23 protein-coding genes are annotated in these 26,634 nt (G+C 66.0%); 14 read left to right on the forward strand and 9 right to left on the reverse strand.

From position 1 onward, the window contains the following. Positions 1 to 227 precede the first annotated feature (227 nt). The 3 genes from dapE to rnr all read left to right on the forward strand — a co-directional run bounded on the left by dapE (position 228) and on the right by rnr (position 4,344). On the forward strand, positions 228 to 1,385 hold the full coding sequence (dapE, locus tag XM53_RS10480) for a succinyl-diaminopimelate desuccinylase (protein ID WP_057793049.1): 1,158 nt from the start codon (positions 228 to 230) through the stop codon (positions 1,383 to 1,385). Beyond that, positions 1,385 to 1,963 carry a TIGR04282 family arsenosugar biosynthesis glycosyltransferase gene (locus XM53_RS10485; protein WP_057793344.1) on the forward strand — a complete coding sequence of 193 codons (579 nt, stop codon included), beginning with the start codon at positions 1,385 to 1,387 and terminating at the stop codon, positions 1,961 to 1,963. The genes dapE and XM53_RS10485 overlap by 1 nt, the downstream gene beginning before the upstream one ends. A gap of 89 nt (positions 1,964 to 2,052) precedes the next feature. Further along, complete coding sequence (gene rnr, locus XM53_RS10490) at positions 2,053 to 4,344, forward strand: ribonuclease R (protein ID WP_057793051.1); 2,292 nt, start codon at positions 2,053 to 2,055, stop codon at positions 4,342 to 4,344. On the opposite strand, the gene XM53_RS10495 is transcribed toward rnr, so the two are convergent. Continuing rightward, positions 4,341 to 5,294 carry a calcium/sodium antiporter gene (locus tag XM53_RS10495; protein ID WP_057793053.1) on the reverse strand — a complete coding sequence of 318 codons (954 nt, stop codon included), beginning with the start codon at positions 5,292 to 5,294 and terminating at the stop codon, positions 4,341 to 4,343. The two genes, rnr and XM53_RS10495, sit on opposite strands and share 4 nt — an antisense overlap. Positions 5,295 to 5,466: 172 nt before the next feature. Here XM53_RS10495 and XM53_RS10500 point away from each other — a divergent pair, with 172 nt between their 5' ends. Continuing rightward, the gene (locus XM53_RS10500; RefSeq protein ID WP_057793055.1) at positions 5,467 to 6,180 is read left to right on the forward strand and encodes a helix-turn-helix transcriptional regulator; all 714 of its coding nucleotides are present in this window, start codon (positions 5,467 to 5,469) and stop codon (positions 6,178 to 6,180) included. 98 nt (positions 6,181 to 6,278) lie between these two features. Beyond that, complete coding sequence (locus tag XM53_RS10505; RefSeq protein WP_057793057.1) at positions 6,279 to 7,622, forward strand: lytic murein transglycosylase; 1,344 nt, start codon at positions 6,279 to 6,281, stop codon at positions 7,620 to 7,622. Here XM53_RS10505 and XM53_RS10510 read toward each other — a convergent pair. The 5 genes from XM53_RS10510 to XM53_RS10530 all read right to left on the reverse strand — a co-directional run bounded on the left by XM53_RS10510 (position 7,600) and on the right by XM53_RS10530 (position 12,092). Continuing rightward, on the reverse strand, positions 7,600 to 8,460 hold the full coding sequence (locus tag XM53_RS10510) for a class I SAM-dependent methyltransferase (protein WP_057793059.1): 861 nt from the start codon (positions 8,458 to 8,460) through the stop codon (positions 7,600 to 7,602). The genes XM53_RS10505 and XM53_RS10510 overlap by 23 nt on opposite strands. Further along, positions 8,457 to 9,419, reverse strand: coding sequence for an agmatinase (gene speB, locus XM53_RS10515; protein WP_057793061.1), 963 nt, complete (start codon positions 9,417 to 9,419; stop codon positions 8,457 to 8,459). The genes XM53_RS10510 and speB overlap by 4 nt, the downstream gene beginning before the upstream one ends. Continuing rightward, entirely contained in the window at positions 9,416 to 10,270 is an 855-nt protein-coding gene (locus XM53_RS10520; protein WP_057793063.1) for a C40 family peptidase, read from the reverse strand. Before XM53_RS10520 ends, speB begins: the two co-directional genes overlap by 4 nt. Next, a complete protein-coding gene (locus XM53_RS10525; protein WP_057793065.1) occupies positions 10,267 to 11,646 on the reverse strand; it encodes a leucyl aminopeptidase family protein in 1,380 nt (459 codons plus the stop codon). Before XM53_RS10525 ends, XM53_RS10520 begins: the two co-directional genes overlap by 4 nt. 65 nt (positions 11,647 to 11,711) lie before the next feature. After that, the gene (locus XM53_RS10530; RefSeq protein WP_082630929.1) at positions 11,712 to 12,092 is read right to left on the reverse strand and encodes a hypothetical protein; all 381 of its coding nucleotides are present in this window, start codon (positions 12,090 to 12,092) and stop codon (positions 11,712 to 11,714) included. A 152-nt stretch (positions 12,093 to 12,244) separates the two neighbouring features. On the opposite strand from XM53_RS10530, the gene XM53_RS10535 reads away from it, so the two are divergent. The 3 genes from XM53_RS10535 to XM53_RS10545 all read left to right on the forward strand — a co-directional run bounded on the left by XM53_RS10535 (position 12,245) and on the right by XM53_RS10545 (position 14,294). Further along, complete coding sequence (locus XM53_RS10535; protein WP_057793067.1) at positions 12,245 to 12,895, forward strand: carbonic anhydrase; 651 nt, start codon at positions 12,245 to 12,247, stop codon at positions 12,893 to 12,895. 108 nt (positions 12,896 to 13,003) lie between these two features. Next, entirely contained in the window at positions 13,004 to 13,981 is a 978-nt protein-coding gene (locus XM53_RS10540) for a sodium-dependent bicarbonate transport family permease (protein ID WP_057793069.1), read from the forward strand. A 1-nt stretch (position 13,982) separates the two neighbouring features. Continuing rightward, positions 13,983 to 14,294: a P-II family nitrogen regulator gene (locus XM53_RS10545; RefSeq protein ID WP_057793071.1), complete on the forward strand. Its 312-nt coding sequence runs from the start codon at positions 13,983 to 13,985 to the stop codon at positions 14,292 to 14,294. A 78-nt stretch (positions 14,295 to 14,372) separates the two neighbouring features. Here XM53_RS10545 and XM53_RS10550 read toward each other — a convergent pair whose 3' ends face one another. Then, positions 14,373 to 16,010, reverse strand: a complete 1,638-nt coding sequence (locus XM53_RS10550) for a DUF4139 domain-containing protein (RefSeq protein WP_057793073.1) — start codon at positions 16,008 to 16,010, stop codon at positions 14,373 to 14,375. Positions 16,011 to 16,169: 159 nt separating this feature from the next. Then, complete coding sequence (locus XM53_RS10555) at positions 16,170 to 17,192, reverse strand: aspartate-semialdehyde dehydrogenase (protein ID WP_057793075.1); 1,023 nt, start codon at positions 17,190 to 17,192, stop codon at positions 16,170 to 16,172. A gap of 154 nt (positions 17,193 to 17,346) precedes the next feature. On the opposite strand from XM53_RS10555, the gene XM53_RS10560 reads away from it, so the two are divergent. The 6 genes from XM53_RS10560 to XM53_RS10585 all read left to right on the forward strand — a co-directional run bounded on the left by XM53_RS10560 (position 17,347) and on the right by XM53_RS10585 (position 23,553). Continuing rightward, positions 17,347 to 17,691, forward strand: coding sequence for an ArsR/SmtB family transcription factor (locus XM53_RS10560; protein WP_057793077.1), 345 nt, complete (start codon positions 17,347 to 17,349; stop codon positions 17,689 to 17,691). Beyond that, positions 17,684 to 18,712, forward strand: coding sequence for a permease (locus XM53_RS10565; protein WP_057793079.1), 1,029 nt, complete (start codon positions 17,684 to 17,686; stop codon positions 18,710 to 18,712). Before XM53_RS10560 ends, XM53_RS10565 begins: the two co-directional genes overlap by 8 nt. Positions 18,713 to 18,922: 210 nt before the next feature. Beyond that, a complete protein-coding gene (locus XM53_RS10570) occupies positions 18,923 to 19,582 on the forward strand; it encodes an ABC transporter ATP-binding protein (RefSeq protein ID WP_057793080.1) in 660 nt (219 codons plus the stop codon). Continuing rightward, positions 19,560 to 21,200, forward strand: coding sequence for a hypothetical protein (locus XM53_RS10575; protein ID WP_057793082.1), 1,641 nt, complete (start codon positions 19,560 to 19,562; stop codon positions 21,198 to 21,200). Before XM53_RS10570 ends, XM53_RS10575 begins: the two co-directional genes overlap by 23 nt. A 3-nt stretch (positions 21,201 to 21,203) precedes the next feature. After that, positions 21,204 to 22,046, forward strand: a complete 843-nt coding sequence (gene kdsA, locus XM53_RS10580; protein ID WP_057793084.1) for a 3-deoxy-8-phosphooctulonate synthase — start codon at positions 21,204 to 21,206, stop codon at positions 22,044 to 22,046. A 10-nt stretch (positions 22,047 to 22,056) separates the two neighbouring features. Then, positions 22,057 to 23,553 (forward strand): phosphomannomutase/phosphoglucomutase, encoded by a 1,497-nt coding sequence (locus XM53_RS10585; RefSeq protein ID WP_057793086.1) that lies wholly within the window; start codon positions 22,057 to 22,059, stop codon positions 23,551 to 23,553. Positions 23,554 to 23,645: 92 nt separating this feature from the next. Here the strand turns inward: XM53_RS10585 and XM53_RS10590 are convergent, their stop codons facing one another. Continuing rightward, positions 23,646 to 26,624 carry an error-prone DNA polymerase gene (locus XM53_RS10590; protein WP_082630931.1) on the reverse strand — a complete coding sequence of 993 codons (2,979 nt, stop codon included), beginning with the start codon at positions 26,622 to 26,624 and terminating at the stop codon, positions 23,646 to 23,648. Positions 26,625 to 26,634 lie beyond the last annotated feature (10 nt).

Below are 26,634 nucleotides of genomic sequence, written 5' to 3' on the forward strand. Positions count from 1 at the left end.
GTCGCGGCTTTGTTTTTTTATGCCTGCTGACGTGTCGGGCGATGTGCCCAGCTGCTCTTTTGCCCTGCCTCGGGTCATTTATTAAGGATCAATTACCACGTTTCTTTCGCTTTGTTAAGGAATTCCGTCACCGATCTCACCTCTACGGCGAAGTTTTTTGCCGACGCGGGTTTGCGGTCACGAACCGTGCGGGATAGGTCTTTCAAAAATTCACAGGATAAATCTTCATGGCCTCGCATTTCGCCCCGACCGACCCCGTCGACCTGACCGCGCGACTGGTGCGCTGCGCCTCGGTCACCCCCGAGGAAGGCGGCGCGCTGCAACTGCTGGACCGGCTGCTCAGCGATGCCGGCTTTGCCTGCACCCGCGTCGATCGAAACGGCATCGCCAATCTCTATGCCCGCTGGGGCGACAAGGGGGCGGCGCGCAGCTTCGGCTTCAACGGCCATACCGACGTGGTGCCGGTGGGCGACGCGGAGGCATGGACCACCGATCCCTTCGGCGCCCAGATTAGCGACGGTCAGCTCTGGGGCCGCGGCGCCACCGACATGAAATCCGGCGTCGCGGCCTTTGCCGCCGCCGCCATCGACTTCGTCCGGCAGACACCCCCCGACGGCGCGGTAATCTTCGCCATCACCGGCGACGAGGAAGGCGACGCCCGCGACGGCACGCGCGCCCTGCTCGACTGGATGAAGACCGAAGGCGAAGCGATGAGCGTCTGCCTGGTGGGCGAACCCACCTGCCCCGAAACCATGGGCGACATGATCAAGATCGGCCGCCGCGGTTCGTTGTCCGCCTGGATCACCCTCACCGGCGTGCAGGGCCATTCCGCCTATCCCCACCGCGCCTGCAACCCGCTGCCCGCCATGGCGCGGCTGGCGGACCGGCTGTCGTCTCACACGCTGGACAAGGGTACCGATCATTTCGACCCGTCCACGCTGGCCGTTGTGACCATCGACACCGGCAACCCGACGACCAACGTGATCCCCGAATCCACGCGCATGACCGTGAACATCCGCTACAACGACGCCCATAGCGGCGACAGCCTGACCGAGTGGCTGCAAGCGGAAATGGATAACGTCTGCGAGACCTTCGGCGTGCGCGGCGCCATGCAGGTCAAGAATTCCGGCGAAAGCTTCCTGACCCCGCCGGGACCTCTCTCAGACCTCATCGCAAGCGCGGTCGAGGCCGAAACCGGCGTCACGCCCGTCCTGTCGACCAGCGGCGGCACCTCGGACGCGCGCTTTGTCAAGGATCACTGCCCGGTGGTGGAATTCGGCCTTGTGGGGCAGACCATGCACCAGGTCGACGAACGGGTCGAGGTGGCGCAGATCGAACAGCTCAAGGCGATCTATGCCCGTATCCTGAAAGACTATTTCGCGTGATCCGGCAACAGCTTGTCGTCATGCTGAAGGACCCGCGCCCGGGCCGGGTGAAAACCCGCCTGGCCCGCGACATCGGCCCCATCGCGGCCACCTGGTGGGTCCGCCACCAGACCGACCGCCTGCTGCGCCGCCTGCGCGATCCCCGCTGGGACCTTGTGCTGGCCGTCGCGCCGGACGTGGCGGGCCTGACCAGCCGCGCCTGGCCCGCGGACCTCGAACGCATCCCCCAGGGCCCCGGCGACCTCGGTGCCCGCATGGCCCGCGTCATGCGCAGCCGCCCGCCCGGCCCGGTCTGCATCGTAGGCGGCGACATTCCCGGCATCACCCGCGCGCATCTCGCCAGCGCATTTGCCAGTCTTGGCCGGCATGACGCGGTCTTCGGCCCCGCGCCCGACGGCGGCTACTGGCTGATCGGCATGAAACGCACCCGCGCAATACCGGCGGCGTTTCTGCAAGACGTCCGCTGGTCCACCCAGCACGCGCTGGCCGACAGCTGTGCAACACTACCGGACTCGCGGATCGGACTGGTCGATACGTTGCGGGACGTGGACACGGCCGACGACCTTCGCGCGGTCTGACCCGCCTTGCCCGGAAAAAACAGGGCGTCTCACCCTGTTCCGCAATCTTCGCATGGAACGCCCCACGCCTTCGTGCTACGTCCCGAAGCATGAGCGAGCTGCCCTCCAAATCACAGGTCCTGCAATGGATCTCGGACAATCCGACCCTGACCTCCAAGCGGGACATCGCCAAGGCGTTCGGCATCAAGGGGGCGGCGCGGATCGACCTCAAGCGCATCCTGAAGGAGCTCGAGGCCGAAGGGCACCTGGAGAAGCGCAAGAAAACCTATCGCGACCCCGACAAGCTGCCGCCCGTAAGCGTGCTGCAAGTCAGCGACCAGACGCCGGACGGCGAGCTTCTGGCGCGACCCCTGGAGTGGCATGGCGAAGGGGTCGAGCCGGTCGTCCTGCTGATCCCCCGCGCCAGCGATCCCGCGCTTGGCCCCGGCGACCGCATCCTGGGCCGCCTGCAAGAGGTCAAGGGCGAGGCGCATCACTACGAGGCGCGGCTCATTCGCCGGATCGGGACCAACCCGCGCAAGGTGCTGGGCGTTTTCAAGAAAACCGCCGAGGGCGGGCGCATCCTGCCGATCGACAAGGGCGACGGCAAAGAATGGCTGGTCGCACCCTCCGCCACCGGCGGCGCAAAGGACGGCGAGCTGGTCGAGGCCGAACAGGCCGGTCCCAAGGGCCGCATGGGCCTGCCGCAGGCCCGCATCCTCGACCGCCTGGGCGATCCGACCGCGCCCAAGGCCGTGTCGCTGATCGCCATCCACCAGCACGGCATCCCCGACGATTTCCCCGACGACGTGATCGCCGAGGCCGACGCGCAGAAACCCCAGGGCCTCAAGGGCCGCGAAGACCTGCGCGACCTGCCGCTAGTCACCATCGACCCCGCCGATGCCCGCGACCACGACGATGCCGTCTGGGCCCATCCCGACGACGACCCCAAGAACGAGGGTGGGCACGTCATCTGGGTCGCCATCGCCGACGTTGCCTGTTACGTCACTTCCGGCTCGGCCCTCGACGCCGAGGCCCGCAAGCGCGGCAATTCCAGCTATTTCCCCGATCGCGTCGTGCCGATGCTGCCCGACCGTCTGTCTGGCGACCTTTGTTCCCTGCACGAGGGCGTGCCGCGCGCCTGCATCGCCGTGCGGATGCAGATCGACGCCCATGGGACAAAAATCGGCCACCGCTTCGTGCGCGGACTGATGCGCTCCGCCGCCTCGCTCACGTATCAGGACGTGCAGGCCGCCCGCGACGGCGCCCCGAACGACAAGTGTGGCCCCCTAATGGACGAGGTCATAAACCCGCTCTACGAGGCCTTCGCCGCCCTGCAGGAAGCGCGCAACATCCGCCAGCCGCTCGACCTCGACCTGCCGGAACGCAAGGTCGTGCTCAGCGACGAAGGCAAGGTGACGTCCGTCAACTTCGCCGACCGCCTCGATGCCTACAAGCTGATTGAGGACATGATGGTGCTGGCCAACGTGGCCGCCGCCGAGACGCTGATCGCCAAGAAATCCCCCCTCCTCTTCCGCGTCCACGAAGAGCCGCCGCCAGAAAAACTCGACACCCTGCGCGAGGTGGCCGAGGCCGCGGGCCTGACGCTGGCCAAGGGGCAGGTGCTGAAAACATCGCACCTCAACCAACTTCTGCACGGCGCGGCGGGCACCGACCATGTCGAAGTCATCAACCTCGCCACCCTGCGCTCGATGACGCAGGCCTACTATGCCCCGTCCAATTTCGGCCATTTCGGCCTCGCGCTGCAATCCTATGCGCATTTCACCTCGCCCATCCGGCGCTATGCCGACCTGATCGTGCACCGCGCGCTGATCTCGGCCCATGGCTGGGGCGAGGACGGGCTTTCGAAATCCGACGAGGAACGCCTGCAAAGCACCGGCGAGCATATCTCGGAAACCGAGCGCCGCTCGATGATGGCCGAACGCGACACCAACGACCGTTACCTCGCCGCCTTCCTGTCGGAACGCGTGGGCGAGGAATTCACCGGGCGGATCAGCGGCATCGCCAAGTTCGGCGCCTTCGTGCGACTGGACGAAACGGGCGCGGACGGCCTCATCCCGATGCGCGCGCTTGGCAACGAGTATTTCCACCTCGACCGCGACCGCGGCACGCTGATGGGGTCCGATACCGGCATGGTCATCGGCCTCGGCCAGCGCGTCGTCGTCCGCCTCAGCGAGGCCGCGCCGGTCACCGGCGGCCTCGGGCTCGAACTGATACGCCTCGACGGCAAGGCGATCACCCCCGCCGGACCGGACACGCCCCGCAAGGGGCGGGGGCGCGGCGCGCCCAAGGGCGGGCGCGGCGGGCCCAAGCGCAAGCTGGCGCGCGAAAAGCACAAGTCCGACAAGACCAGGCGCAAGGTCTCGCGCAAACGGCGCTAAACGCCCGCCAAAAGCCAGGTCATGTACCCCGCATAGGCCAGCACCAGCACCGCCCCCTCGCGACGGCTGATCCGGGCCCCGGTATAGGCGAACAGCACGAACACCGCCGCCGAGCCCACCAGCACCGCCAGGTCCACGCCCGTTATCGGCAGCGGCGCCGCCATCGGCACCACCAGCACCGTCGCGCCCAGTATGCCGAGGATGTTGAAGATGTTGCTGCCGATGATGTTGCCGAACGCGACGTCGCCCTGACCCTTGCGGGCCGCAAGAACAGATGTCACCAGTTCCGGCATCGACGTGCCGATGGCCACCACCGTCAGCCCGATCACCGCGTCGCTCATACCAAGCATCTGCGCCAGCCCGACCGCCCCCATGACCAGGAATCGCGCGCCTGCCAGCAGCACGATCAGCCCGATCAGCAGGCCCAGGCCGGCACGCCCGGGATGCACCGGTCTTTCCGGCATAAGCTCTCCCTCCGCGGCATAGACCTCGCCTGCGGGTGTCGGACCGTTCCGTTCGGCCCGAAACGTGTAGGCCAGGTACGCGGCGAGAGCGATAAGCAGGCCCAGCCCCGCCACACGACCCATCTCGCCGCTCAGCACCAGCGCCGCACAGGCCAGCGTCGCACCCATCATCACGGTCCCGTCCCGTGCCAATGCGCGCCGTTCCACCAGGATCGGCGAAAGGATCGCGGCAATGCCCACGATCAGAAGAACGTTGCCGATATTGCTGCCCACCACGTTGCCCAGCGCGATGCCGGGCGCGCCGACCCACGCGGCCTGCAAGCTCGTCACCAGCTCCGGTGCCGAGGTGCCGAACCCCACGATGGTCAGCCCGATCACCAGCGGCGACACGCCCAGGCCCCGCGCCAGCTGCACCGCGTTGCGCACCAGCAACTCGCCGCCAAGGACCAGCCCCGCCAGCCCGGCGATCACGTATACGATATCCAATTCAGGTAACTCCAATCCCGCACGACAGGCGCGTTTCTGGGAATCTGATCAGGCTCAGTCTCACTTCAAGACAGCGCAGCAAAGATTCCGACGCTGTGACGCGTTTTTCGCGTCTTCAGGCCGGTAACCCTGCTGACAAAAACCGTCACCATGTGGCATCATACTCCGCGCCATGACCCGGACGGAACGCCTTTTCAAACTGATGCAGGCCTTGCGCATCGTCCCGCCCCCCGCCACGGCACAGGCGCTGGCGGACCGGCTCGACGTGACCGCCCGCACCATCTATCGCGATATCGACGCCCTGCGCGGCCTCGGCGCGGTGATCGACGGGGCGGCGGGCTTCGGCTACCGCCTGATCGAGGATGCCGCCCTGCCCCCGCTCAACTTCGACGAGGACGAGCTGGAGGCGCTGGTGCTGGGCCTGCGCGAGGTCGAAGAGGTGGGCGACAGCACACTGGCCGAGGCCGCGCAATCGGCCCTGGCCAAGCTGCGCGCCCGCCTGCCTCAGACGCAGGCGCACCGGCTGGATCACGCCGTCCTCTCGGCCCACCGCTTCACGCCTCTCCCGCAATCGGGCGTCGACACTGCCCGCCTGCGCCGCGCGACGTGGGAGGAAAAGACCATCCGCTTCGACTATTCAGATGCCGAGGGTCGCGAAACCACCCGCGAGGTCAACCCGCTGTCGGTCGTTCTCATGCAATCCTCGCTCTGCCTTCTGGCCTTTTGCCACCTGCGGAACGATTTCCGCGCCTTCCGCCTCGACCGGATGCGCGGGCTGGACCTCACCGGCGCGTCCTTCCGCCCCCGCCGCGCAACGCTTTTGCGCGATTGTCTGGCGGCGATGACTTGCGACACGGGGCAGGAAAGGGCCCCGCAAGCGACCTGAGGAACGGCGACACTTCGCCCGGTCCCGATACTGGACGCTTTTGAAACACACCGTTTCGGCATATGATCCAATCAAACCCATCGAAAAAGGGGCGAGCAATGTTTGTCAGGTATCTCTTTCCAGTTCTGGGCGCGGCGTTTCTGTGTGGCAGCGCGCCAGCCACGGCCCTCGAATCCTCGATCCGTCCCGTCGCACGGCCCGCAACGCCTGCGCCCGACGTCGCCACCACGCCGACGGCGGCGGCGCTTTCCACCAAATCGCTGCGCCCCCGCCTGCGCCCCAAGACGTCAAGCAGCGGCACTGACGAGGCGCAACCCACCCGCGTCGCCAACCCCGCCTTCGACAGCTGGGTCCGCTCCTTCCGGGCCCGCGCCTTGTCGCGCGGGATCAGCTCGCAGGTTTTCGATGCGGCCTTCCAAGGCATCGGCTACAACGCCGACGTCGTGTCCAAGGACCGCAACCAGGCCGAGTTCAAGCGCCAGATCTGGGATTACCTCGACAGCGCCGCCTCGCCCGAACGCGTCGACATGGGCCAGCAGGCCCTCAGCCGCCACCGCAGCGCGCTAAGCCGGATCGAACAGGCCTACGGGGTCGAGGCCGAGGTCGTCACCGCCGTCTGGGGTCTGGAAAGCAAGTACGGCACCCGCATGGGCGACATCCCGGTGATCGAGGCCCTGTCCACGCTGTCCTTCGACGGTCGCCGCGGCGCCTTTTTTGAGAAACAACTGATCGCCGCGCTGAAGATCCTCCAGAACGGCGACACCACGCCGCGCAATTTCCTCGGCTCATGGGCCGGGGCAATGGGCCACACGCAATTCATCCCCACCTCTTACGAGGCCTATGCCGTGGATTTCACCGGCGATGGCCGCCGCGACATCTGGTCGAACGACCCCTCCGACGCGCTCGCCTCCACCGCCGCGTACCTGAAACGCTTCGGCTGGCGCAAAGGGATGCCCTGGGGCGTCGAGGTCCGCGTGCCCAACGGCGCCCGCTTCGGCGATACCAGCCGGATGCCCTCGCAATGGGCCGCGCAGGGCGTCGTCGGCGTCGATGGCCGCCCGGTGCGCGACTATGGCTCGGCCCGTATCCTGCAACCGGCGGGGCCTACCGGCGCGTCCTTCATGGTCTTCGCCAATTTCGACGTGATCAAGCGCTACAACAACGCCGACGCCTACGCCATCGGCGTGGGCCACCTGTCGGACCGCATCAAGGGCGGCCCCGCGATCCAGGCAAGTTGGCCGCGCGGTTACACCCCCGTCAGCTTCGAGGAACGCAAGGAAATCCAGCGCCAGCTGCAACAGATGGGCTATCCGCTGGAAAAGATCGACGGCATCATCGGTCCCAATACCGCGAAGTCGATCATGAACTTCCAGCAAAGCGCCGGTATGAAGGTCGACGGCTACGCCTCGCGCGAAGTGCTCAACCGCCTGCGGTCGCGCTGACCACGTGCACCCGCCCCGGAATGCGCAGCGCGCCGTCCGGGGTCTCGAACTCCTTCAAGGCTTCGCGCAAATTTGCCGCCACGGAGGCATACTCTTCGCGCCCGCCGCCCATATCCTTGACGATCCTCCCGGCGGGCCCTTCGCGTGACGCGAACGTGGCGTTCTGCTCCAGGTCTCCGATGGGCGTCAAAGTGATCTCTTCGGTGGTCAACCCGATCCCCTCGAACCCGGCCTGCCCCAGAATGTCCCGCACATAGCCCGCCTCTGAAAACGCCATCGGCCCCGGCGCGCGCGGGTCCTGCGGTGGCGGCGCGCCGACCACCGATTTCGCAGCCTCGGCAGGCACGCGGAACCACGGGTTGCCGTCCATCCCGGCCCAGCACACGAAGGTCATGCGCCCGCCAGGTTTCAACGCGCCCCGCATGTTGGCGAAGGCCGCCACCGGGTCGGCAAAGAACATCACGCCGAAACGTGACACCATGTGATCCGCCGCCATGTCCCCGAAATCATGGGACTGCGCATCGGCCAGAAGGCAGGTCGCATTGGTCACGCCCGCCTGGCTCAACCGCTCCTTGGCCAACTCCAGCATCGGCCCCGACACGTCCAGCCCGGTCACATGGCCATCCTCGCCCACGAGGTCCGCCTCGGCGATCAGCCCCGCGCCCGTGCCACAGCCGATGTCGACCACGCGGTCCCCAGCCCGCAACCCGGCACGCTCCAACAACAGGTCCAGAACCGGCGCCATCAACCCGTCGAACATCGCCTGCTCGCGCACCCAGACCTCGCCGGCCTTGCCCGACCAGTGCTCGGCCTGTTCGGTGTTGACGATCCCGCTCATGCCGCGCGGCTCGCGGCTATCACGCACAGGATCTCGAACATGATCGACACGCCCAGGAACGCGGTGTTCCCGCTGGCGTCGAACGGCGGCGACACCTCGACCATGTCCGCGCCCACGATATTGACGCCCTCAAGCTCGCGGCACACCTGCAACGCCTGATACGAATTCGGCCCGCCCACCTCGGGCGTCCCGGTGCCGGGCGCAAACGTCGGATCGACGAAATCGATGTCGTAGGACACGTAAGTGGGCTTCTCCCCCACGATCTCGCGCGCCTCGGCCATCACGTCGGCCACGCCCCGGTCAAAGAATTCCTCGATCAGGATCAGGCGGATGCCCTCGGCGCGGGCGAAATCGCGATCCTCGGAATCGTACATGCTGCCCCGCAGCCCGATCTGCACCACGCGCTTGGGGTCCAGCAGACCCTCCTCCACCGCGCGGCGGAAGGGCGTGCCGTGGGTATACATCTGCCCATTGAAATAGCTGTGAAACAGGTCCGTGTGGCTGTCGAAATGCACCATGCCCAAGGGTCCATCCTTGGCCACCGCGCGCAGCACCGGCAGGCTGGTCAGGTGATCGCCCCCCGCCGTCAGCGGCGTGATCCCCGCATCCACCACCCCTTTGTAGAAATTCGTGATCCGCTCCATGCTGTCGGCGATATCGGCGGGGTTCGGCCCCACATCCCCCAGATCGGCGCAATTCAGCGCCTCGAACGGCCGCACACCGCTCACCGCGTGCTGCGCCCGGATCATGGTGGACGCATCGCGCAACTGCCGTGGCCCATGTCGAGGCCCGGGCCGGTTTGTCGTCCCGCTGTCCCAAGGCACACCGATCACGCCCACATCCACATCGCCATAGCGCGCATGGTCGGGCAGCACATAGGGCAGCCGCATGAAGGTCGGCACGCCCGCGAAACGCGGCAGCTCAAAGCCCGAAACGGGTTGGAAAAACGGTTCACTCATGCTTTGGTCTCCAGTCTCTTGCGGGCCGTCACCGGCCCATCTCCCTGCGCCTCGATCCGCGCGATGGCGTCGGCCATCGGCTCATAGGCGACGGCCATGTGATGCGCATTGGCATGTAACAGCGTCTCGGGGTCAACCACCCACGCCACATGCCCCTTCCAGAACAGCAGGTCGCCGCGCCGCAACGGCGCATCTTCGGGCAGCGCTTCACCAAGCTCAGCCTCCTGCATGTCGCTGTCGCCGGGGCAGGCCAGGCCGCTGGCCAGGCAGCCCACCTGCACCAGCCCCGAACAATCGATCCCCAGCGCCGAGTTCCCGCCCCACACATAGGGCGTTCCGATCAGCCGCTCCGCCACGCGCACCGGGTCATCCTCGACCGCGCTGGCCACGCGCAAATGGACCGCCGGCACGTACATCCGGCCTTCCGGCGCAAGGATCTCGGCCCAGCGCCCTTCGGTGCCGGTCACGCTCACCCAGGCCCCAAGGCTCAGCATCAGATGCTCGGTCTGCGCCTTGAAATCCGGCGCGCCCAGCGCGTGGGTCATCCGCGCCTGCACGATGTGGTTCGGCGGACCTTTCGGCATGGCCAGATCCCCAGCCGAAAAATACCCCGCATACCCGTCGCGCAGCGCATAGCCGAAAACCCAGCCATCCTTCTCTTCCAAGAGGCGCACGCCTTCACCGAACACCAGCTCGCGCTCGCGCTTGCCCTCCGGTTCCGACAGGATTGGCGTCACAGGCACGATCACCTGCCGATCGTCGCCTTCCACGAACAGCTCCGCCTCGACCTGCCCCAACAGGCCTGCATCCGCCACGCGCCCGTTGGAATGCAACCGACGCCGGTCGGTCACAGCGCCAACACCTCGGGCAGCGCCTGCAAGAGCGCCCGTGCCCCCATGCCGACCCCGCCCTTGGGACGGCCCGGTGCGGCGCTCTGGTTCCAGCCGTAGATGTCGAAATGCGCGTAGCGCGTCGCCCCGGCGAACCGCCGAAGGAACAGCGCCGCCGTGATCGCTCCGGCAAAACCGCCCTTGGGCGCGTTGTCCAGATCGGCAATCCCCGGCTCGATCATCGCCTCGTAGGGCTCGTGGAACGGCAGCCGCCAAACCGGGTCCGCCACTTCATGCGCCGCCGCGTCCAGCGCGCCGGACAGCACGCCGTCATCGGTGAAATAGGGCGCGATATCCGCCCCCACCGCCACGCGCGCGGCCCCTGTCAAAGTCGCCATCGAGATCATCAGATCCGGCTCCGCCTCGGCCCCAAAGCTCAGCGCGTCGGCCAGCACCAGACGCCCCTCCGCATCGGTGTTGTTGATCTCCACCGTCATCCCGTTGCGCGCGGTCAGGATATCGCCGGGCCGGAACGCGTTGCCGCTGACCGAATTCTCAACCGCCGGGATCAGCACCCGCAAGCGCACCGGCAGCTTCAGCGCCATGATCATCCGCGCCAGCCCCAGCACGGTCGCGGCCCCGCCCATGTCCTTCTTCATCAGGCCCATGCTGGACCCGGGCTTCAGGTTCAGCCCCCCGGTGTCGAAACACACGCCCTTGCCCACCAGCGTCAGGTTCGGCCCCGTGTCGCCCCAGCGCATGTCGATCAGCCGGGGTGCCTGGTCGGCGGCGCGCCCCACCGTGTGGATCATGGGGAAATTCTCGTCCAGCAGCGCCTCGCCACGGATCACCTCGATCTCCGCGCCCTGCGCCTTGGCCAGATCGGCACAGGCCGCTTCCAGCTCGATCGGCCCCATGTCCGAGGTCGGCGTGTTGATCAGGTCGCGCGTCAGCGCCTCGCCCGCCGCAATCGCCTCCAGCCGGGCCGCGTCGACGCCCACGGGAGCCACCAGTGTTGCCTTGGCGGGTTTCTGATCCTTGTATCGGTCAAAGGCGTAGCCCGCGAACAGCCAGCCCAGCGCCTCTTCCGCAGCCCGCTCCGGCGCCAGCCCTTCCAGACGATAGACACCCTCGGGCAGGCTCGCGGCCTGCGCGGCAAGATGAAACCGCCCCCGCTTGCGTGCGGCCTCGGTGCCATAGCCCGCCAACGCCATCTCCGGCGCGCCATTGCCGTCGGGCACCAGCAGCGATTGGCCCAGCCCGCCGGTGAACCCCGCCGCCTGCACCCATGTCGCAACCGTGGCCGACTGGCCCGACAGCCAGTCCTCCAGCGCGTCCTGTTCGATCACGTGAAGCGGAAGGGCAGCGGCCCCTTCCGGTGCAAACTCAAGCGGCATGGCGCATGTCCCGGGATGGTTTCGTTCATCCGCAGCCTAGCCTGACCCGCAGCACCTGCAAGACCTCAGACGGAATAATCCTGCACGTCCCAGATTTCGTGCAGCGACGTCTCGCCGATCCTGAGCAGCCGCGACAGCGTGGCCGCGATCGCCACCCTGTCATGCAGGTCGATGCTTTGCGTCACGTCCCGCGCCACCCGCGCCAGCTTGCTCATCCCGACCTGCTCGGCAATGGCAATCAGGCTGCGCGCGCTCTTGCGCATGTCCTGCACCCGGTCGCTGCGATAACACCGCTCGGTATGCGACAGGCGCACCGCCAGTTCTTCCAGCGCCCGGCACACGACGTCCTCGGCCCCGGCCTCGCCCAGTTGAAGGTAAAGCTGCTCCAGCCGTCCCTGGTCCAGCTGCACGACCTCGGTCTGGTTCAAAAGGATAATTCTTTCCACGGTCCTTCCCACATTTCCATGCCCCCTCGGCGGGGCCGACCATGCCTGCAAAGCCTTTTGAATTGGTTTGCCATCCACCAATTTCTATCTCGAATTCTTCTAGAATCCCGATTATCACCCTTCGGACCAGTGACAGACCCAAAGGCGCCATCATGAAAAGAGTCCGCCCGCTCCCCAGCTACCTCGTGCAACGCTACAAGGGCTGGAAGGCCACGAAATATCAGGACAACCAGGCCTGGTACCGTCACCTGGCGCAAGAGGGCCAGCACCCCCGCGCAATGATCATCTGCTGCTGCGACAGCCGCGTGCACGTCACCGCGATCTTCGGCGCCGACCAGGGCGAATTCTTCCTGCACCGCAACATCGCCAACCTGGTGCCGCCCTTCACCCCCGACGGCCAGCAGCACGGCACCTCGGCGGCGGTGGAATACGCCGTCACCGCGCTCAAGGTGGCCCACGTGATCGTGCTGGGCCATTCCAACTGCGGCGGCGTGCGCGGCTGCGACGCGATGTGTTCGGGCGACGCGCCCGAACTCAACGACAAGACCAGCTTCGTGGGCCGCTGGATGGATATCCTGCGCCCCGGCTACGAAAGGGTGAAAAAGATCAAGGACACCGAAGAACGCGTCGCGGCGCTCGAAAAACAGGCCGTTCTCGTCAGCCTTGAAAACCTCGTGACATTTCCCTTCGTGGCCGAGGCCATCGAGAGCGGCCACCTCACCCTGCACGGCCTCTGGCACGACATCGGCGAGGGCGAGATCGAACATTACGTGCCCGAAGAAGGCGGGTTCGTCACGGTCTGACATCGCACCCGGCCTGCCGCGCAATCCATGATCGCCGCGCGGGATTCCTGTTGCCTTCCTCCGCCAATGCCATAAATCACTCCAAATTTCATTCGGAGGGGATGCTGGATGATGGAGATACTCGCACTGGCCGGCGACAACCTGATCTCGCCAATCGTGTTGTCCTTCGCGCTCGGCCTCGCCGCCGCCCTTGCGCGGTCGGACCTTTCTGTGCCCGAGGCCGCGGCGAAAGCCCTGTCGATCTACCTGCTTTTCGCCATCGGGTTCAAAGGCGGGGTCAGCGTGGCCGATCACGGCATCGACGCCACGCTGGGTCTGACGCTTCTGGCCGGCGTGATCCTCTCCGGCCTCCTGCCCTTCGTGGCCTACCTTCTGCTACGCATCGTCACCCGGATGGACCGCCTGAACGCCGCCGCCGTCGCGGGGCATTACGGCTCGATCTCCATCGTCACCTTCGTCGCCGCCACGTCCGTACTGGAAAGCCGCGGCATCGGGTCCGAGGGCTACATGGTCGCCGTCGCCGCCGCGATGGAGGCGCCCGCGATCCTGTCGGCCCTCTGGCTGGTATCGCGGGGCGAGAAATCGGGCCGCATGGATGCCGGCCTCTGGCGCGAGATCCTTCTGAACGGCTCGATCGTCCTGCTGGTCGGCAGCTTCCTCATCGGGTGGGTCACCGGCCCCGAGGGCCTTGAGGAAATCAGCAGCTTCATCGTCGCCCCCTTCAAGGGCGTGCTCTGCCTCTTTCTTCTGGACATGGGCCTCGTCGCCGGGCGCGGCATGGCCAAGGGCCGCCACGACATCGGTCTTGGCGGTCTTGTCTTCGGCCTCGTCATGCCCGTGGTCGGCAGCCTTTTCGGCCTCGGAGCAGCGCTGCTTCTGGGTCTGTCCACCGGCGGTGTGGTCCTGCTGATGGTGCTCGCGGCCTCGGCCAGCTATATCGCCGTGCCGGCGGCCATGCGCGTCGCCCTGCCCGAGGCGAACCCCTCGATCTATCTCACGCTGTCACTCGGCGTGACCTTCCCTTTCAACCTTGTGCTGGGCATCCCGCTTTACGTGGCAATCGCCCGCACCGCGACAGGAGGCTGACATGCAGACCCATGACGCGAAACGTGTCGAAATCACCATCGAGAAAGTGATGAAAAGCCGCCTGACCAAGGCGCTTCGGGCCGCCGACGTCACCGGCTACACCGTCCTGCCCGTCTCGGGCGGATCGGGCCGCTCGGGCGAATGGGACCGCGCGGGCCAGGTCGGCCGCGCCGACGGTATGGTCCAGGTGGTGTGCATCATCCGCCCGGACCGGCTGGACAACCTTCTGGAGGCCGCTTTTTCCGTCGTCGAGCGGCATATCGGCGTGGTCTGCGTCACCGATTGCCAAGTCCTGCGCGCCGAACGGTTCTAGGCCGCGCCCCGGAAGGCGCCCCGAGCACCGGCCCGGTAGGGCCAGTGCACACGTTCCGCTCAGGGCCACACACGCACCTCAGCGCAGCACCATCCCGTCCGGCCACTTGATCGTGTGGCTCAGGCGGATCTCTTGGCGTTCGCCCGCGCCCAGCTCGAATTCCCACGCCAGCACGCCGCGCTTGTCGTCGACACGCTCCTCTACCGGGGTTGGCGTCGCGTCCCATGTGATCTCCAGATCCTCCTGCTCGGACACCGGAACCCGGTCCAGCACCCGCAGCGGCCAGGCCTCTCCGGTCAGGTTCTCGATCTCGATCCGCACCGTCTCCGCGATCCGGTTGGATTTCGAGATCACGCCACGATCTCCCTCGGCCCGGTCCTCTACGGTACGCGTCAGGCGCAGCCCGTCGATGGGACCAAAGGACAGCTCCGCCTCGTCCCCCGCCGGGATCATCTCCATGTAACGCTGCCCGACAAAGCGCCCGTCCAGGTAAAAGCTCGCCTCGGCCGTGGGCAGGATCACCTCGCCCGTATCATTGGTGAACTCCGCCACCAGGAACGCGCTGAGGTCGTTCAGCGGCACCGCCTTGGCCACCGTCTCGGCCTGAATGTCCAGCGTTCCCAGTGCCAGGCGCACCCGGTCCGCGCCCGTGGCGACGCCGACCTTGCCGGGATAGCTGTAACTCACCGACAGCCCGTCGAAATCGGCCTTGGCGACGATCGGCTCGGGGGACACGGCCATGGCCTCTTCCATCTGCGCGCCCGCGGCCATGTCGGACTCCGGCGCGCTGCGCGCCAGCGGCACGGGCTGCAACGGCGGCTCGTTGTAGATCCGGCGCAGCCACGGCCACACCTCGCTCGGCGCGGTCTGCTCGCTGGGGCGCACGGTCGACAGGGTCAGCTCCGCCGCCTGCCAGTTCTCGCCCGTCGACTGTGCCACATAGGCGCCGCGTTCCAGCGTCAGCGCGCCGCTCTTACGATCCAGCCGCAGGTCATAGACCGGCTCCCACCCGGCGGCCTCGGTGTTGTAGGTGACGGTCAGCACGCCCTCGGCGGCAGCCTCGGCGCTGACGGCCACGGCCAGCATCGCGCGGTCCTCGTCCTCGGGCACCAGCGCGGCCTCGGCCTGTTTCGCCCGCGTCAGCTCGTCTTCCAGATCCTCCAGCGACCGCGCCACCGCGTCGGCCCGCCGCTCGGCATCCTGGGCCGTGCGCAGCGCCGCCAGGGTCTCTTCGCCGATCATCGCCGACAGGTCGCGCAGGGCCGCGATATCCAGCGCGGTCACGCCTTCGCCCTCGCCCAGCTTTTCAAGAAACGCCACCCGCGCCCGCGCCGCCTCGGCCTCCAGCCGGATCGTCTCGACCGCGGCGCGCGCGTCGCGCAACTCGTCCTCCAGCCGCTCCACCTCGGCGCGGGCGGCCTGCAAGGCGGCGGTCTCTTCCTCGGTGCGTGGCGGCACGAAGTCACGCCGCGCCGTCACGCTGCCCATCGCCGCGCCCTCGACCGCCACCCGGACCGAGGCCAGGGGCGTCGAGCGCGGCAGATCCGTCAGGATCAGCTGATGCTGCCCCGCGGGGATGCTGTACGGCACCTGCCGCGTAACGGTGGCGCCTTGCGGATAAAGTGTGACCGCGCCGACGTCGCTGGTCAGGGCGAAATCTTCGGCCAGCGCGGGAAACGGCAGGGCGGCAAGGATGATCAGGGAAAGCGAACGCATGGTGTCTACTCCAGAATAATTGGCCGGATGATCGGTCTCTAATGGGACGCGCGCAAGTCCGCCCTTCTTGGCCGCACGGTGAAATTTTTCCACGAAAAGAAAACGCGCCGCCCTTGGCAAAGGACGGCGCGGCAAAAATCTCACAGCGATGAAAAGGGCTTAGCCCTTCTGCAGCACCCGGTTGCCCAGCGTCTCGGCGATCTGCACCGCGTTCAACGCGGCACCTTTGCGCAGGTTGTCGCTGACGCACCACAGGTTGATGCCGTTCTCGATCGTGCTGTCCTGCCGGATCCGGCTGATGAAGGTGGCGAAATCACCCACGCATTCCACCGGCGTCACGTACCCACCGTCCTCGCGCTTGTCGACAACCATGATCCCCGGCGCCTCGCGGAGGATGTCGCGCGCCTCGTCCTCGTCCAGGAATTCCTCGAACTCGATATTGACCGATTCCGCGTGACCCACGAACACCGGCACCCGCACGCAGGTCGCCGTGACCTTGATCGACGGATCGACGATCTTCTTCGTCTCGACCACCATCTTCCACTCTTCCTTGGTCGAGCCGTCTTCCATGAAGACGTCGATATGCGGAATGACGTTGAACGCGATCTGCTTCTGGAACTTCTTCGGCGGCACCTCATGCGTCGGGTTGTAGATCGACTTGGTCTGATCCCACAGTTCGTCCACGCCTTCCTTGCCCGCGCCCGAGGTCGCCTGGTAGGTGCTGACCACAACCCGCTTGATCTTGGCGCGGTCATGCAGCGGCTTCAGCGCCACGACCATCTGTGCGGTCGAACAGTTGGGGTTGGCGATGATGTTCTTCTTGGAATAGCCCGTGATCGCGTCCGCGTTCACTTCCGGCACGATCAGCGGCACATCGGCGTCATAGCGGTAAAGCGACGAGTTATCGATCACCACGCAGCCCGCCTTGGCCGCGATCGGTGCGTATTTCTTGGTCGCCTCCGAGCCGATGGCGAACAGCGCCATGTCCCACCCAGTGAAATCGAACCCGTCGATGTCCTTGGTCTTCAAGGTCTTGTCGCCAAAGCTGACTTCTGTGCCGATGGACCGGCGGCTGGCAAGCACGGCGATCTCGTCGACAGGGAACTGGCGCTCGGCCAGAATGTTCAGCATTTCGCGGCCCACGTTGCCCGTGGCGCCTGCGACGACGATTTTGTAACCCATCTGGGGAAATCCTCTTCGTTTCGGGTCTCTTTGCGCCGCTCATACCGCAGTGCAGCACGATGTTAAAGGGCTTCAAGCCCCCGCGCAGGCATTCATTTCGATATTTCTAGAAATATGGCTTGCACTGGATCTTCATTTCGATAAATCTAGAAATATGAAACAGACACCGATTCCCGACCTCGATCTCGCCCTCGCCGCCTCGACCTTTGCAGCGCTGGGATCCGAACAACGCCTTGCCGTGCTGCGCACTCTCGTTCGTGCCGGCCCCGAAGGCCTGCGCATCGGCGAATTGGGCGAACGCGCCGGCGTCACCGGCTCCACCCTGACTCACCACATGAAAATACTGTCGCAAGCCGGGCTGGTGAAGCAGCAAAAACAGGGTCGCAGCATCATCTGCGCCGCCGTCGCCTATGACGAACTGCGCCTGCTGGCCGACTTTCTGCTGCGCGAATGCTGCGCCGACAGCGACTGCCCCCACGAGGACCACGCCAATGGCTGATACAACCGCACCCACCCTGCGCCGCACATGGGCCAGCCTCGACAAGGCGTGGCTGGCGCTTGCCATGATCCTCGCCGCCGTGGCCGTACTCGATCCGCCGCAATTCTGGCCCACGGTCACGTTCACCGCGAACGCGCTGCTGCACACCGCGCCCTTCATCGTCTTCGCCGTCCTAGCGGTCGCCTACATGAAGGCGACGGGTGCCGAGACCCTGCTGGCCAAGGCCTTCGAGGGCCGCCAGGTCCGCATGATCTTCCTCGCGGCCATTCTGGGCGGCCTTTCGCCCTTCTGCTCGTGCGAGGTCATTCCCTTCATCGCCGCCATGCTGGCTCTCGGCGCGCCCTTGGGGGCCGTGATGGCCTTCTGGCTGGCCTCACCGCTGATGGACCCGGCCATGTTCCTGATCACGTCCGGCACCATCGGCTGGGAATTCGCCGTGGCCAAGGCCGTCGCGGCGGTGGGCCTGGGCCTCATGGGCGGGTTCGCCACCATGGCGCTGGCCCGCTCGCCCCTCTTTGCCGATCCCCTGCGCGAAAACCGCCAGACCGGCGGCTGCTGTGGCGCGAAGAAACCGTTCCAGGGCCGCCCCGTCTGGCGCTTCTGGACCGAGTCCGCGCGCAACGACACCTTCCGCGAGACCGCCATCGACAACGGCATCTTCCTGTTGAAATGGCTGACGCTGGCCTACGTGATCGAGGCGATGATGCTGGAATACATCCCGGCCGACACCATCGCCACGGTGCTGGGCGGTGACGGCATCGGCACGATCCTCCTCGGGGCTCTCGTGGGCGCGCCCGCCTATCTCAATGGCTATGCCGCCGTGCCGCTGGTCGATGCGCTTCTGGCCCAGGGCATGAGCCAGGGCGCCGCCATGAGCTTCGTCATCGCCGGCGGCGTCAGTTGTATCCCCGCCGCCATCGCCGTCTGGGCACTGGTCAAGCCGCGGATTTTCTTCGCCTATTTCGGCTTCGGCTTCCTCGGCGCCGTCCTGGCCGGCATGGCCTGGCACGCCATCGCCTGACCCGGCGAACCGGTCCTTGCGACCACACCCGGGTGCGGCGGCCCTCACGGCCGCCCCGCCCCTTCCTCACTTTTTCTCACCAAGCACATAAAATTGCCCTGATTTGTTGTCATATCGTGGACAATTCCGACATAATGCGCGGGATCATGGCTAACACAGCCTTAAGAAAACCTCGCTAAACGAGGGTAAGAGCAGCGACGGAGCCCCTGGATGCTCGAGTTCGACAATGTCAGCAAGTCCTTCTGGACGGGCACGCAGCGCAAGGTGATCCTTGACCGCGTCTCGTTCCGGGTGGAGCTTGGCCGCTCGCTCGGCATCCTCGCGCCCAACGGCACGGGCAAGACCACGCTGATCAAGATGATGGCCGGCCTGGAAAAACCAGACGAGGGCGAGATCCGCCGCGGCTGCCGCATCTCGTTTCCCCTGGGCTTCATGGGCGGCGTCATCGGGCGTGTCTCGGCCAAGGAAAACGCCCGCTACATCGCCACGCTCTACGGGCTCGATCCCGACTATGTCGAGGCATACTGCCGCTATGTCTGCAACCTGGGCGAATATTTCGACCAGCCGCTCGGCACGTATTCCTCGGGCATGAGATCGCGCTTCACATTCTCGTTGATGCTGGCGCTGGATTTCGACATGTATCTTATCGACGAGGGTATGCCCAGCTCCACCGACGTTGAATTCAACCGGCGCGCGGGCGACATCCTTCGGGAACGACTGCGCACAACCACAGTGGTGATCGTATCGCACCAGCCCGCAACGCTCGAAAAATTCGCGCGCGAGGCTGCCGTTCTTATGGATGGCAAGCTGCATATCTTCGACACCTTGGAAGAGGCAAAACAGCTTTATGACTACGAAACCCAAGGCTAGAAAATTCCGCATCCGCCGCACCTCTTCGGGTGGCGGACATGCTGCCGCCCCCGGCCCCGAATCGGGTGCCGAGGAGGACGTGCAGCAGACGCCCGACACCACCCCGCAACCGTCCGAGGACGCGGCTTCGCAAAGCGCGGTGCACCAGGGCGAAGTGTCCTCGGCGCGCGAAATGTCCGTGTCGCAGGATATCGACGAGATCCGCAAAGAGGGTCTGACCGGCCGCCAGTTGCGCATGGCCCGCCGCATGGCCCAGAAACACGGGCTGGCTCCCACCTCCGATTTCGACGCAGTCCGCCTTCTGCGCGCCCGCGGCATCGACCCGTTCCAGCGCTCCAACATCGTCGAGCTGGTCTCGGGCGGCGAAAACACCCAGCCGGCCGAAATCCCGTCCGAACGCGTGCAACTGCCCCAGACCGTGCCGGTGGGCCAGATCGCCCTGCCCTCGACCGAGCTCAGCCCGGCCGACCGCCGCGCCAAGGAAATCCAGAAGATCCAGCGCGACATCGCCTCGCGCCGCCGCAAGAAGATGCTGCTGCTCATGTCGCGGCTGGCGGCCTTCGTCATGCTGCCCACCCTGATCGCGGGCTATTATTTCTACACCATCGCCACGCCGATGTACGCCACCAAGTCCGAATTCCTGATCATCACCGCCGACGGCGGCGGCAGTGGCCAGGGCGGGCTGGGCGGGCTTCTGCCGTCACAATTCGCCACCGGGCAGGATTCCATCGCGGTCCAATCCTACCTCGAATCCAAGGACGCCATGCTGCGCCTGAACGAGGATGTGGGTTTCAAGGCCATGTTCAGCGGCGAAGAGATCGACCCGATTCAGCGGCTCGACCCCGATGCGACCAACGAAGAGGCCTACAAGGTCTACGAAAAATATGTCAAGCTCGGCTATGACCCGACCGAAGGTGTGATCCGGCTCGACGTGTCGACCGCCGATCCCGAAACCAGCCAGGAATTTTCCGAAAAGCTGATCGAATACGCCGAGGAACGTGTCGACGCGCTCAGCCAGGAAAAACGCTTCGACGCGGTGAAAACCGCCGAGGCCGCGCTGGAAGAGGCCAAGGACGAACGCCGCGCCGCCCAGCGCCGGCTGGTCGAGCTGCAAGAAGGCTCGATCCTCGATCCCGAAGGCGAGATCGCCAATATCCGCCAGCTCATCGGCAATGTCGAACTTCAGCTTCAGGAAAAGCAGCTGGATCTGAACACCCAACTGGCCAATTCCCGCCCCAACTCGGCCCGGGTCCAGGCGCTGCGCTCCGAAGTCGAGGTCCTGTCGCGCGAACTGGCCAAGCAGAACGCCCGCCTGACCGAGGCAACCGAGGAGAACGCCTCGCTCGCCAGCCAGGCCGCCGAGATCCAGATGGCGCAGGCCGACCTCGCCACCGCCGACCTCGTGCTGCAATCCGCGCTAGAAACCAAACGCCAGTCCGAGATCGAGGCAAACAAGCAGGTGCGCTACCTCACGGTCGCGGTCAAGCCCGTCGCTTCGCAGGATCCCTCCTATCCGCGCAAGTTCGAGAACACTTTGCTTGCGTTCCTGATCTTCGGCGGTATCTACCTGCTGTTGTCGCTGACCGCGTCGGTGCTCAAGGAACAGGTTTCGTCGTAAGACATGAAAACAGTTGAAATCGCAGACCTGCGCGTCGGAAACGACGCGCCGCTCACCGTCATCGCCGGGCCGTGCCAGCTGGAAAGCGCCGATCACGCCCAGATGATCGCGGGCGCGATGCAAGAGGCCTGCAAAGCGGCCGGCGCGCAATATGTCTTCAAGGCGTCCTTCGACAAGGCCAACCGCACGTCGCTTTCCGGCAAGCGCGGCCTTGGCATCGACGACGGCCTCAAGGCGCTCCAGTCGGTGAAGGACGCACTAGGGGTCCCCGTCCTGACCGACATCCACCTGCCCGACCAATGCGCCCCCGTGGCCGAGGTCGTGGATATCCTCCAAATCCCCGCCTTCCTCTGCCGCCAGACCGATCTTCTGCTGGCCGCCGGCGCGACCGGCGCCGCGATCAACGTCAAGAAAGGCCAGTTCCTAGCGCCCTGGGACATGCCCAACGTCATCTCCAAGGTGGAAAGCACCGGCAACACCCGCATCCTGCTGACCGAACGCGGCACCTCCTTCGGCTACAACACGCTTGTGGCCGACATGCGATCCCTGCCCCAGATGGCCGCCACCGGCTATCCGGTGGTGATGGACGCCACCCATTCCGTGCAACAGCCCGGCGGCCAGGGCGGCAGTTCCGGCGGCCAGCGCGAATTCGCACCCGTCATGGCCCGCGCCGCCGTCTCCCTGGGCATCGCGGCGGTTTTCATCGAGACCCACGAAGCGCCCGACACCGCGCCCTCCGACGGCCCCAACATGATCCCGCTGGACCAGATGCCCGCCCTCTTGCAGAGCCTCATGCAATTCGACAGGCTCGCCAAAGAATACCCTTGCCGCATTGATTCAAATTGAAGGTATTTCCATGACCAAACCCGCCGCCACCGTGTCCCAGAATACCTGGGCGTTTCTCCGCGACCCGATGATCACGCCCACCGGCTTTCGCGAATACGACGCCCGCTGGAAATTCCCCGACGAGATCAACCTGCCCGGCATCACCGCCCTCGGCCTCGGCCTCGGCACCCAGATGCGCCGCCGCGGCATCGACCCGGTGATCGCGGTCGGCAACGACTACCGCGACTATTCGCTCTCGATCAAGAACGCGCTCATCGTCGGCCTCATGCAGGCCGGCATCCACGTCAAGGATATCGGCCCGGCGCTCTCGCCAATGGCGTACTTCTCGCAGTTCCACCTCGACGTGCCCGCCGTGGCGATGGTCACCGCCTCGCACAACCCGAACGGCTGGACCGGGGTCAAGATGGGCTTCGACCGCCCTCTCACCCACGGCCCCGACGAGATGGGCGAGCTGCGCGACATCGTCCTCGGCGGCGAGGGCGAACCCCATTCAGGCGGCGGCTACGAGTTTGTCGATGGCGTGCGCGAAGCCTATCTCGACGATCTCGTCGGCGACTTCAAAATGTCGCGCAAGCTGCGCGTCGTCTGCGCCACCGGCAACGGCACCGCCTCGGCCTTCGCGCCCGAGCTATTCGAGCGTCTCGGCGTCGAGGTAATCCCCTCGCACAACACGCTCGACTACACCTTCCCCAACTACAATCCCAACCCCGAAGCCATGGAAATGCTGCACGACATGGCCGCCTCGGTGAAGGACTCGGGCGCCGATTTCGCCCTCGGTTTCGACGGCGACGGCGACCGCTGCGGCGTGGTCGATGACGAAGGCGAGGAGATCTTCGCAGACAAGATGGGCGTCATCATGGCCCGCGACCTCAGCAAGCTGCACCCCAATGCCACCTTCGTGGCGGATGTGAAATCCACCGGCCTCTTCGCCGCCGATCCCGAATTGCAAAAGAACGGCGTGAAAGCCGACTATTGGAAAACCGGCCACAGCCACATGAAACGCCGGGTCAAGGAACTGGGCGCACTCGCCGGGTTCGAAAAATCCGGTCACTACTTCCTGGCCGAACCCGTGGGCCGCGGCTACGACTGCGGCATGAGGGTGGCTGTGGAAATCTGCAAGCTGATGGACCGCAATCCCGACATGTCCATGTCCGACCTGCGCCGCGCTCTGCCCATCACCTGGTCGACGCCCACCATGTCGCCCCACTGCGCCGATACCGAGAAATACGAGGTGCTCGACCGCCTGGTGCAGAAACTCGTCGCCAAGCATGAGGCGGGCGAAACATTCGCCGGCCAGCCCATCAAGGAAGTCGTCACCGTCAACGGTGCCCGCGTCATCCTGGAAAATGGCAGTTGGGGCCTGGTGCGCGCGTCGTCGAACACACCCAACCTCGTCGTGGTCTGTGAAAGCGCCACGTCGGACGACGAAATGCGCGCGATCTTCAAGGAAATCGACACCGTCATCCGCACCGAGCCTTCGGTGGGTGAATACGATCAGAGTATTTAAGAGGGGCCCTGCCCCTCCGCCCGAAACTTCGTTTCGGTCTCCTCCCCGGAGTATTTCGGGAACAATGAAATCTGACATCCGTTCATCGTTCTTCAAATACTCCCGCCGGAGGCTCCGGCATCTGCCACGTGCGATGAGGTCTGCGTGTCTTCCCCCTGCCGCTTCGACACGGCGGGGTGGGTGGGCGGGCGCCGTGTCGAAGCGGCAGGCGTCAACACATCCCTGAGCAGCGCCAGGGGATGCGCCTTCAGCGACAGGCGTATCGAGACATAATCCTCCACCACCTCCTCGCCCGTGGTCATGGCGGGCAGATCCACTTCAGGCTCGAACACCGCCTCGCCCTCCATGTCGCCGGCGAACAGCGGCAGCGCTTCTTTGCCCACCATCGCGTGGGTGTCCCACAGCGCGCCGCGCCGCGCCACGTCGATGCCGGCAAAGGCATCCGCCTCGGCCAGCCGCGTCATGACCTCGGGCGCCACCCCCGCCCGCCGCCACACGTCGCTCACCTCGCGGTACCCGTTGCCCCGCGCCGCGGTGATCCAGTGGGCGTCCTCCTCCACCATCCCCTTGACCTGCCGGAACCCCAGCCGCAGGGCCAGCCCGCCCGCGTCATCCGGCTCCATCACGTTGTCCCAGAAACTGGCGTTGATGCAGACGGGCCGCACCTCCACCCCATGTTCCCGCGCATCCCGCACGATCTGCGCCGGCGCGTAGAACCCCATCGGCTGCGCGTTCAAGAGCGCGCAGGCAAAGATCCCCGGATGGTGCCGCTTGACCCATGCACTGGCATAGACCAACAGCGCAAAGCTCGCCGCGTGGCTTTCGGGAAAGCCGTAGCTGCCGAACCCCTCGATCTGGCTGAAACACCGTTCGGCGAACTCCATGTCATAGCCATTGGCCCGCATGCCCTTCAGAAACCGCGTGCGGAACTCGCTGATATTCCCGTGCTTCTTGAACGTCGCCAGCGACCGGCGCAGACGGTCCGCCTCTTCCGGCGTGAACCCCGCCCCGATGATGGCGATCTGCATCGCCTGCTCCTGAAAGAGCGGCACGCCCAGCGTCTTGCCCAGCACCCGGCCCAGCTCGTCAGACGGAAACTCGACCTGTTCCTCACCGTTCCGCCGCCGGATATAAGGATGCACCATGTCGCCCTGAATGGGCCCGGGCCGAATGATCGCCACCTCGATCACCAGGTCATAGAACGTGCGCGGTCGCATCCGGGGCAGGAAATTCATCTGCGCGCGCGACTCCACCTGGAACACCCCGATCGTATCCGCCCTGCACAGCATGTCATAGACCTTCGGGTCTTCCGGCGGCAGCGAGGCCAGCGTATGCGCCTGCCCGTGATGCTGCTCGATCAGGTCGAACGCCTTGCGCAGACAGCTCAGCATCCCCAGCGCCAGCACGTCCACCTTCAGGATGCCCAGCGCATCGATATCGTCCTTGTCCCAGCAGATCACCGTCCGCCCTTCCATCGTGGCGTTCTCGATCGGCACCAGTTCGTCCAGCCGCCCTTCGGTGATGACGAACCCACCCACATGCTGGCTCAGGTGCCGCGGAAACCCTTCGATCTCGCGCACCAGCTCCATCGTCTGGCGCAGCCGCCGGTCGTCGGGATCCAGCCCGATCTCGCGCATCCGCTCCCGCTCCACCGCGCCCGAGGTCGCAAAGAACCCCCATAACTGCGACGAAAGCGCCCCCACCGTGTCCTGGCTCAGTCCCATCGCCGCGCCGACCTCGCGGATGGCCCGCTTGCCACGGTAATGAATGACCGTCGCGCACAGCCCTGCGCGGTGCCGGCCATAGCGCTCATAGATATGCTGGATCACCTCCTCGCGCCGCTCATGCTCGAAATCCACGTCGATATCTGGCGGTTCGTTGCGCGCCTCGCTGACGAACCGCTCGAACACCATCGTGCCGGTTTCCGGGCTAACGGACGTGACGCCCAGGCAATAGCACACCACCGAATTGGCCGCCGACCCGCGCCCCTGGCACAGGATCCCGCGCGACCGGGCAAAGGCCACCACGTCGCGCACTGTCAGGAAATAAGGCTCGTACTTCAGCTTGGCGATCAGGCTCAGCTCGTGCTCGATCATCCCCCGCACCCGCTCCGGCGCGCCGTCGGGATAGCGCCAGCGCAGCCCTTCCATCGCCAGCCGCCGCAGCCTCTGCGCCGCCGTTTCCCCCTGCGACACCTCGCTGGGATACTCGTACCGCAACTCGTCCAGCGAAAACCGCAGCCGCGCCGCCACATCCCCCGTGCGCCGCACCGCCTCCTCGTGGCCTGCAAACAGCCGCAGCATTTCCGCTTCCGAGCGCAATCTTTGCTCGCCATTGGCCAGCGCATCCCGGCCCAGTTCGTCCACCCGCCGCCCCTGCCGGATCGCGGTCAGCACATCGGCCAGCCGCCGCCGCCGCGCATGGTGCATCGCGGGCAGGGCCGAGGCGACGGTTTCCAGCCCCAGCTCCTCTGCCAACTTTGCCAGCCGATCAAACCGCCCCGCATCCTGCCCGTCATAGCGCGGCGCCATCAGCAGGTAGCACTGCCCACCAACACCCTTCACCAGCCGCCCCGCAAGCCGCTTCCAGTCCCGCAGTGCCCCCTCCGGCGGGTGCAGCAACAGCACGATGTCCTCCATCCCCTCCAGCAGGTCGTCGAGCCGCAGGTCGCATTCGCCTTTCTCCACCCGCAGCCGCCCGGCGCTGATCAGCCGGCTCAGCCGCCCCCAACCTTGCCGCGTCTCGGGCAGGGCGGTCAGCACCAGCCCCTCGCGCAGCACCAGCCTGGCGGCGGGATAGAAGCGTGGCACATGCGCCCACTCGGGCGCGCGCGGCTCCGGCGCGGGCGGGCCGATGGGACCGTCGCGCGCCTCGATCCGTTCCCGCTCGGCCACCACGCGGGCAATCTCGCGCACCGCCGCATGGGCGCGCACCACCCCCGCGACCGAGTTCTCGTCAGCAATGGCCAGCCCTGCCAGACCCAGCTCCGCCGCCCGCGCCACGTATTCCTCGGCATGGGACGCCCCGGTCAGGAAGGTGAAATTGGAAGTGATCGACAATTCGGTGAACATGGCAGGCCCC

Source organism: Roseovarius atlanticus, from assembly GCF_001441615.1.
Taxonomy (GTDB): Bacteria; Pseudomonadota; Alphaproteobacteria; order Rhodobacterales; family Rhodobacteraceae; genus Roseovarius; species Roseovarius atlanticus.